The organism is Halomonas sp. BM-2019 (assembly GCF_017584085.1).
The window spans coordinates 3,775,926-3,779,937 of record NZ_CP071922.1; the positions used below are offsets into that span (position 1 = coordinate 3,775,926).

General features: G+C 66.3%; 3 protein-coding genes. 1 reads left to right on the forward strand and 2 read right to left on the reverse strand.

Going from position 1 to position 4,012, the window contains the following annotated elements; translation table 11 throughout:
- On the forward strand, positions 1-354 hold a 354-nt coding region (locus J5F18_RS18690), incomplete at its 5' end, for a transposase (protein ID WP_346300026.1).
- A gap of 193 nt (positions 355-547) precedes the next feature.
- Here J5F18_RS18690 and guaA read toward each other — a convergent pair.
- On the reverse strand, positions 548-2,125 hold the full coding sequence (guaA, locus tag J5F18_RS18695) for a glutamine-hydrolyzing GMP synthase (protein WP_346300027.1): 1,578 nt from the start codon (positions 2,123-2,125) through the stop codon (positions 548-550).
- A 180-nt stretch (positions 2,126-2,305) separates the two neighbouring features.
- A complete protein-coding gene (guaB, locus tag J5F18_RS18700) occupies positions 2,306-3,775 on the reverse strand; it encodes an IMP dehydrogenase (RefSeq protein ID WP_346300028.1) in 1,470 nt (489 codons plus the stop codon).
- Positions 3,776-4,012 lie beyond the last annotated feature (237 nt).

Consider the following 4,012-nt stretch of genomic DNA (forward strand, 5'->3'; position numbering starts at 1 on the left):
GGCTACTTCAGCGCGGCCAATGTCGAGGCTTGCCAGGAGCATGGCATCGAGCCCTTGTTTGCCATGAAGCGAGATGTCCACCACCTCCCGGTATTCGAGCGCTTTGCGGCGGATCCACCGACACCGGAGAGTGCCGATCCCGTCGAGCAGATGGCGCACCGTCTGAAGACCCGGGCGGGACGCGCGCGCTATGCACTGCGCAAGCATACGGTGGAACCGGTCTTCGGCATCATCAAGCACGTGATGGGGTTCCGGCAGTTCTCGCTGCGTGGTCTCGACAACGTCAGTGGGGAATGGTGCTTGGCCACCCTGGCCTGGAACATCAAGCGGATGCACCGCCTGACGGCAGGGTGAGGGGCGCCCCTCACCCCCATCTCACGACCTGTGGGCGGTCAGAAGCGGCACAGGGTGAGGTGGACGAGCGCTGCCACCTTATTCCAGCCGCAAGACCGCTTTCCCCGTGAAGCAACCGTGGCGAAGGGGCGTCAGGCAGCTCGCGCCCCTTAACCCGACAGACTGCTAGGCGTTGCTCACTCGCCCTGCACTCTCACTCCCACTCAATCGTCGCGGGCGGCTTGCTGCTGACGTCGTAGGTCACCCGCGAGACGCCGGGCAGCTCGTTGATGATGCGGTTGGAGACGGTCTCCAGCAGCTCGTAGGGCAGGTGAGCCCAGCGGGCGGTCATGAAGTCGATGGTCTCCACGGCGCGCAGGGCGATGACCCACTCGTAGCGGCGGCCGTCGCCGACCACGCCGACCGATTTGACCGGCAGGAAGACCGCGAAGGCCTGGCTGGTCTTGTGGTACCAGCCTGAGTTGTGCAGCTCCTCGATGAAGATGGCGTCGGCCTCGCGCAGGATGTCGGCGTAGGCCTTCTTGACCTCACCGAGGATGCGCACGCCCAGGCCCGGCCCCGGGAAGGGGTGGCGGTAGACCATGTCGTAGGGCAGGCCGAGTTCGAGGCCGAGCTTGCGCACCTCATCCTTGAACAGCTCGCGGAGCGGCTCCACCAGCTTGAGCTTCATGGTCTCGGGCAGGCCGCCGACGTTGTGGTGGGACTTGATGACATGCGCCTTGCCGGTCTTGGCGGCGGCGGACTCGATGACGTCGGGGTAGATGGTGCCCTGGGCCAGGAAGTCGACGCCCTCGATCTTGCTGGCTTCCTCATCGAAGACGTCGATAAAGGCGTTGCCGATGATCTTGCGCTTGGCCTCGGGGTCGGCCTCGCCCTCGAGCCGGGAGAGGAACTGCGCCTCGGCGTCGACGCGGATCACCCGCACACCCATGTGCCGGGCGAAGGTCTCCATCACCTGGTCGCCCTCGTCCTTGCGCAGCAGGCCGTTGTCGACGAAGACGCAGGTGAGCTGGTCGCCGATCGCCTTGTGCAGCAGCGCCGCCACCACCGAGGAGTCGACGCCGCCGGAGAGGCCGAGCAGCACGTGGCGGTCGCCCACCTGGTCGCGCACCCGACTGATCTGGTCCTCGATGATCCGGGCCGGTGTCCAGTTGCGCTCGCTGCCGCAGATGTCGAGCACGAAGTGCTCGAGGATGCGCTGGCCCTGGAGGGTGTGGGTCACCTCGGGATGGAACTGCACGCCGTAGAAGCGCTTCTCCTCCCAGGCCATGGCGGCGATGGGGCAGCTCGGGGTGGAGGCGGTGACGGTGAAGGTGTCGGGGACCCGGGCCACCTTGTCGCCGTGGCTCATCCAGACGTCGAGCAGGCCGCGGCCGGTGTCGTGGTCGAGGTGATCCTTGATGTCCTTGAACAGCGCCGTCTCGGCGTCGATGCGCACCTGCGCGTAGCCGAACTCGCGCTTGTTCGAGCCCTCCACGGCGCCGCCGAGCTGCTCGGCCATGGTCTGCATGCCGTAGCAGATGCCGAACACCGGCAGGCCCATCTCGAACACGCACTCAGGCGCGCGGGGCGAGCCGAGCTCGGTGACCGACTCCGGGCCGCCGGCGAGGATGATGCCGTTGGGGGCATACTCGCGGATCTCGGCCTCGGTGATGTCGAAGGCGCGGATCTCGGAGTAGACGCCGATCTCGCGCACGCGGCGGGCGATCAGCTGGGTGTACTGGGAGCCGAAGTCGAGGATCAGGATCTTGTGGGCGTGAATATCAGTCATCTGAGGGCGTCTCTACTCGTATGGCGACGGGCCATGGGCACGGCGTATGAAAGAATAAGCAGCGTCGCTGGCTGAGCGTCAGGCTAGGCGAAAACGGCCGAAGCAGCGGAGTTGACGTGTTTGTCAATGAGCATGCTAAGGCCGTTTTCAACAACGCATGGCGCCAGTCCAGCGGCGTTGCTAGCCGGCGCGGTAGTTGGGGGCTTCCTTCGTAATCTGCACGTCGTGCACGTGGGACTCGGCGAAGCCGGCGCCGGTGATCTGCACGAACTGCGGCTTGGTGCGCATCTCCTGGATGTCGCGGCAGCCGGTGTAGCCCATGGAGGCGCGCAGGCCGCCCATCAGCTGGTGGACGATGGCGCTCATCACGCCCTTGTAGGGCACCCGGCCCTCGATGCCTTCCGGCACCAGCTTCTCGGCACCGGCGTCCTTGTCCTGGAAGTAGCGGTCGGCGCTGCCCTGGCTCTGGGCCATGGCCCCCATGGAGCCCATGCCGCGGTAGGCCTTGTAGGTACGGCCCTGGAACAGCTCGACCTCGCCCGGGGCCTCCTCGGTGCCGGCCAGCAGGCCGCCGACCATGATGGCGCTGGCGCCGGCGGCGATCGCCTTGGCCAGGTCGCCGGAGAAGCGCACGCCGCCGTCGGCGATCAGCGGGATGTCGAAGGGCTCGAGCGCCTCGGCGACATTGGCCACCGCGGTGATCTGCGGCACGCCGACGCCGGCAACGACCCGGGTCGTGCAGATGGAGCCGGGGCCGATGCCTACCTTGACGCCATCGGCACCGGCCTCGGCCAGGTCCTTCGCCGCCTCGGCGGTGGCGATATTGCCGCCGATCACCTGGATCTGCGGGAAGTGCTCCTTGACCCAGCGCACCCGGTCGATCACGCCCCGGGAGTGGCCATGGGCGGTATCGACGATGATCACGTCCACCCCGGCCTCGGCCAGGGCGGCGACGCGATCCGGCGTCTCGGGGCCGGTGCCCACCGCGGCGCCGGCCAGCAGGCGGCCGTCACCGTCCTTGGCGGCATGGGGGAAGGTGCGGGCCTTCTCGATATCCTTGAAGGTGACCAGGCCCCGCAGTTGGAACGCCTCGTTGATCACCAGCATCTTCTCGACCCGGTGCTCCTGCATCTTGCCCTTGATGATCTCCAGGCTGGTGCCCTCGGGCACGGTGACCAGGCGCTCGCGCGGGGTCATGATGTCGGAGACGCTGTCGCCGTGGTTGGGCTGGAAGCGCATATCACGCTCGGTGACCAGGCCCACCAGGGACTCGCCTTCCACCACCGGGAAGCCGGAGAAGCCGTGCTCATCGGCCATGGCCAGCAGGTCGGCCAGCTTGGCCTTGGGCCCCACGGTGACCGGGTCCTTGACGATCACGCTCTCGTGCTTCTTGACCTTGCGCACCTCGGCGGCCTGGGCGGCGATGGTCATGTTCTTGTGGATGATGCCGATGCCGCCCTCCTGGGCCATGGCGATGGCCAGGCGGGCTTCGGTCACGGTATCCATGGCGGCGGAGACGAGGGGAATGTTCAGAAAGAGGTCGCGAGTCAGGCGGGTCCGGAGGCTGACGTCCTTGGGCAGGACCTCCGAATAGCCGGGCACGAGCAATACGTCGTCGAACGTAAGAGCTTCTTGGGCCATACGTAACATAATCGGCAACACCCAGTGAGCTGGTGGGAAGGGGAGGTGAAATCAATCGACCATTATAACGGCCAAGGGCGGGTGACGTCACGGGGCCAACTATCCTGAAGCGGTTGCCGGCGTTTACTTTAGAAAACCTTACATTACTCGCGCTTGCCATTCCCTGGACTAGGGTGAGAGACAGCCCCGCACAGGGCCCGGACACTCAGCGGAGGAGTGTCGCCATGAATCGGAAGCAATTCACAG